Source organism: Burkholderia sp. Ac-20392, from assembly GCF_017104585.1.
In the GTDB taxonomy this organism is placed as follows: Bacteria; Pseudomonadota; Gammaproteobacteria; order Burkholderiales; family Burkholderiaceae; genus Burkholderia; species Burkholderia lata.
This window is the reverse complement of sequence record NZ_JAAGPB010000606.1, coordinates 1-4,270: the sequence shown is the minus strand read 5'-3', so window position 1 is coordinate 4,270 and position 4,270 is coordinate 1. Positions and strand designations below refer to the sequence as shown.

Sequence of the window (4,270 nt, the reverse complement as noted above, 5' to 3'; positions counted from 1 at the left end):
CTCGCCGCGACCGACGACCACCTGCGCATCACGCGCGCCGGCACGCTCGAATACACGCGCGAGCCGGCCGCCACGCCGTATCGCCCGTCGGTCGACGTGTTCTTCAACAGCCTGACCGAGCACTGGCCCGGCCGCGTGATCGGCGTGCTGCTCACGGGGATGGGACGCGACGGCGCGATCGGCCTGAAGGCGCTGCGGATGAAGGGCTACCATACGATCGCGCAGGACGAGGCGACGAGCGCCGTGTACGGCATGCCGAAGGCGGCCGCGACACTCGGCGCGGCGCGCGCGATCCTGCCGCTCGGGCGCATCGCGGGCGAGCTGGCGGCGCTCGCGAGAATCTGAGCCCGACGATGAACACGCGCAACACCCTTGCCTGCCCCTGCAACAACCGCAACAAACCGCATCGACCATGACCCTTGACCTGACTCGCCCGCCAGGCGGCCCCTACACGCCGCCCGCCGACGTGCCGGCAATGGTGCTGCTGGTCGATGACCAGACGATCGTCGCGGAAGCCGTACGGCGCGCGCTCGTCGATGAGGAAGGCATCGATTTCCACTACTGCCCGCGTTCGGACGACGCGATGGCCACAGCGATCGAGACGCGGCCGACCGTGATCCTGCAGGACCTCGTGATGCCCGGTACCGACGGGCTGAGCCTCGTGAAAGCGTACCGGACGAACCCGGCGACGCGCGACGTGCCGATCATCGTGCTGTCGACGCAGGAAGAACCCGTGATCAAGAGTGCCGCGTTCGCGGCCGGTGCGAACGACTACCTCGTGAAGCTGCCCGACCGCATCGAGCTCGTCGCGCGGGTGCGCTACCACTCGCGTTCGTACATGAACCTGCTGCAGCGCGACGAGGCCTATCGCGCGCTGCGGCAATCGCAGCAGCAATTGCTCGAAGCCAATCTCGAACTGCGGCGCCTCACGCATTCCGACGGCCTGACCGGGCTGTCCAACCGGCGCTATCTCGACGAATACCTCGCCGCCGAATGGCGGCGCGGCACGCGCGAGCGCAGCGAGCTGTCGCTGCTGATGATCGATGTCGACAACTTCAAGCTGTACAACGACACGTACGGCCACGTGTCGGGCGACAGCGTGCTCAAGCAGATCGCGTCGACCATCGAGCGCTGTCTCGGCCAGTCGGGCGATCTTGCCGCGCGTTTCGGCGGCGAGGAATTCGCGGTGGTGATGCCGGCCACGTCGCCGGGCGCCGCGCGGCTGCTCGGCGAGAAGATCCGCCTCGCGGTCGAGGCGCTGCGGCTGCGCCACGCGCATTCGTCGACGGGCCACACCGTGACGATCAGCATCGGCGGCGCGAGCATCGTGCCGATGCCCGGCCTGCCGACGACCGTGCTGATCGAAGCCGCCGACCGCGCGCTCTATCGCGCGAAGCACGAAGGCAAGAACCGCGTCGAGATCGACGCGACGCCCACGACGCCGATCCCCGGCGGTTTCGGCGGCCCGCGCGTCGACTGAACGCCGGACGGGTCGCGCTCACATGGCGCCGAGCCGGCGCGCGTAGTCGTTCGGGTCCAGCGGACGGCTGAACAGATAGCCCTGCTGCATGTCGCAGCCGATCTGCTGCAAGAACCACGATTGCGCCTGCGTCTCGACACCTTCGGCCGTGACCTTCATCCCCAGCGAATGCGCCATCGCGACCACGGCCTGCGTGATCGCCACCGAGTCGTGATGATCGGGCACGCCCGACACGAACGAGCGGTCGACCTTCAGGTTGTGCAGCGGAAAGCGCTTCAGGTACGCGAGCGACGAATAGCCGGTGCCGAAATCGTCCACCGAGATCCGCACATTCATGTTCGTGAGCGCCTCGAGCATCGGCAACACGGTGTCCGTGTCGTTCATCAGCAGTCCTTCGGTAATCTCGAGTTCGAGCGCGGACGGATCGAGCTGCGTCTGCGCGAGGCAGCGATCGACCGATTCGACGAGCCCTTCGTGGAACTGCCGCGGCGACAGGTTGACGGCCAGCATCAGGTCGGGCGCGATCGTGCGGCGCCATTCGGCCGCCTGCCGGCACGCGGTTTCGAGCACCCACTGGCCGATCGCGACGATCAGCCCCGTATCTTCCGCGACCGGAATGAATTCCGCCGGCGACATCGGCCCGAGCTCCGGGCTCGTCCAGCGCAGCAGCGCCTCGGCGCCGACGGTGCGGCCGCTGCGTGCATCGACGACGGGCTGATACGCGAGCCGCAGCATGTCCGACGAAAGCGCGCGCCGCAGCGACTGCTCGATCGCGAAGCGGCGCTGCAGCCGCAGGTTGAGCTGCGCGGTGAAGAACGTGAAGTGGTTGCGGCCGCGCTGCTTCGCGTCGTACATCGCCGAATCGGCGTTGCGCATCAGCGTGACGGCATCGTCGCCGTCGCGCGGCGCGACGCTGATCCCGATCGACACGCCGAGCCAGTATTCGTTGTTCGCGATCGCGAACGGCTTCGCGATCGCGTCGATCACCTCGCGCGCGAGCACCGCGAGCCGGTCGGGATCGTCGCAATCGTCGACGAGGATCACGAACTCGTCGCCGCCGACGCGCGTCAGTGCGTACTGGCCGCCCCCGCAGGCCGCGAGCCGCGCGGCGACGCTGCGCAGCAGCGCATCGCCCGCGTCGTGGCCGGCCGTATCGTTGACCTTCTTGAATCCGACGAGATCGATGAACAGGATCGCGACGCGCGCGGGCCCGCCCGCCGCATCGTGCCCGCCGAACAGCTCGCGCATGCGGTCGCCGAGCCAGCGGCGGTTGTAGAGGCCCGTCAGCGCATCGCGCGTCGCCAGGTAGCGCAACTGCTGCTGCGCTTCCCGCACGGGGCCGATGTCGTTGAACGACACGAGCACCGAATCGGCCTGCTTCTCGCCCGGCCTCACGATCGGCACCGCGTTGCCGCGCACCCAGATGATGTCGCCGTCAGCCAGGCCGAAGCCGACCGTGTAGTCGAGCAGCGGCGTGGCCGTCTCGAGCGCGCGCCGGCTCGGCCATTCGTCGGGCGCGATCGGCGTGCCGTCCTCGTGCAGCTTGCGCAGGATCACGGTCGACAGCCGGCGGCCGACGAGGTCGCCCTTCACGCGCATCATCCGGTTCGCACTCGGGTTGCTCGCGACCACGACGCCGTCGCGCGACACGACGAGGATCCCTTCGTGCAGGCTGTTGACCACGAGCCGGTGATGTTCCTCGCTGCGCGCGAGCTGTCGCGCGATCCGGTCCTGGTGCACCGCGAGGCCGACGCTGTTGCCGATGTCGCGCAACAGTTCGGTTTCCTCGTCGCCCGGCCGGCGCGGCGTGCGGTAATAAACGGCGAACGCGCCGAGCACGGCGCCGCTATCGTCGAGGAACGGCACCGACCAGCACGCGCGCAGGCCCAGCGGCAAGGCAACGGCCCGGTAGTTGGCCCACAGGGGATCGGTTTCGATATCTTCGACGACGACCATCCGGCGCAGGTACATCGCCGTGCCGCACGAGCCGGCCACGGGCCCGATGGACGCGCCTTCGATCGCCGAACCGTACTGCGCGGGCAGCGACGGCGCGGCGCCGACGTGCACGTGCACGCCGTCGGTATCGAGCAGCAGGATCGTGCACGACGCACCGTCGCCGAGCAAAGCCTCGGCCCGCCGGCAGACTTCGACCAACAGCTCCGGCAGCGGTGTGTTGCGCGTGATCAGCCTCAGCACGCTTTGCTCGGACGCGAGCACTTCCGCCGCGAGCCCGAGACTGTAACGAGAACTTTGCGGTTCGGTATTCAAGATGAATCCTGCCGTCTGTCCGATCGGGTCTGATGCGCCCGATTCGTTTTCGATCCTTCGTGCCGTTTTTCGCTCCGGGTTTACGCCGATGCCCGGTGCGCCCCGTATTGCGCGCGGTGCCAACGCGCGCCGAAATATATTTAACACCAATCCATGACAAGTGGCGCATCCACGCGCATCAGGGGTTACGCGTGGTCGGCGCCGCGTTTGCAGCCGCCAGTCAGCCCGCCGAAAGACTTGCGCACGGCGCGACGGCCTTCGGCAAGGCAACGGCTCGCACGCGCCGCGCTCGCAAACGATTCGTCAGATTGTGGCGGCGCGCCGGCTCCATTCGCGTTCAGTCGCTCGCGCCGGAATCCGTGCGCGTCACGGCCTTCAGCGCATCGATCGCGGCCGTGACCGACACGCTCGCGGGCGCCGCATACAGCGCGCCGACCGTTTCAGGCATCGTCGACAGCTTCAGCGGCAACCGGCCGACGCGCTCCCCTGCGCGCACGGCCAGCTCGAACGCGCGGGCCGACA

Annotated in this window: 3 protein-coding genes and 1 pseudogene; 2 read left to right on the top strand and 2 right to left on the bottom strand. The window is 68.5% G+C overall.

The window, feature by feature from the left end; genetic code table 11:
• Together G3N99_RS35395 and G3N99_RS35390 are read left to right on the top strand one after the other, a co-directional pair.
• Positions 1 to 345, top strand: a 345-nt coding sequence (locus tag G3N99_RS35395; RefSeq protein ID WP_277396481.1) for a chemotaxis protein CheB, incomplete at its 5' end; no start/stop codon positions are given.
• A 67-nt stretch (positions 346 to 412) separates the two neighbouring features.
• On the top strand, positions 413 to 1,480 hold the full coding sequence (locus tag G3N99_RS35390) for a diguanylate cyclase (RefSeq protein WP_174989780.1): 1,068 nt from the start codon (positions 413 to 415) through the stop codon (positions 1,478 to 1,480).
• 18 nt (positions 1,481 to 1,498) lie between these two features.
• On the opposite strand, the gene G3N99_RS35385 is transcribed toward G3N99_RS35390, so the two are convergent.
• Positions 1,499 to 3,748 (bottom strand): EAL domain-containing protein, encoded by a 2,250-nt coding sequence (locus tag G3N99_RS35385; RefSeq protein ID WP_174936018.1) that lies wholly within the window; start codon positions 3,746 to 3,748, stop codon positions 1,499 to 1,501.
• Positions 3,749 to 4,085: 337 nt separating this feature from the next.
• Positions 4,086 to 4,270, bottom strand: a pseudogene (locus tag G3N99_RS35380) (LysR family transcriptional regulator); the annotation flags it as partial.

Bases quoted from the DNA above. Each gene is read 5' to 3' on its own strand.
- G3N99_RS35390 (WP_174989780.1), top strand. From the start codon at position 413: ATGACCCTTGACCTGACTCGCCCGCCAGGCGGCCCCTACACGCCGCCC.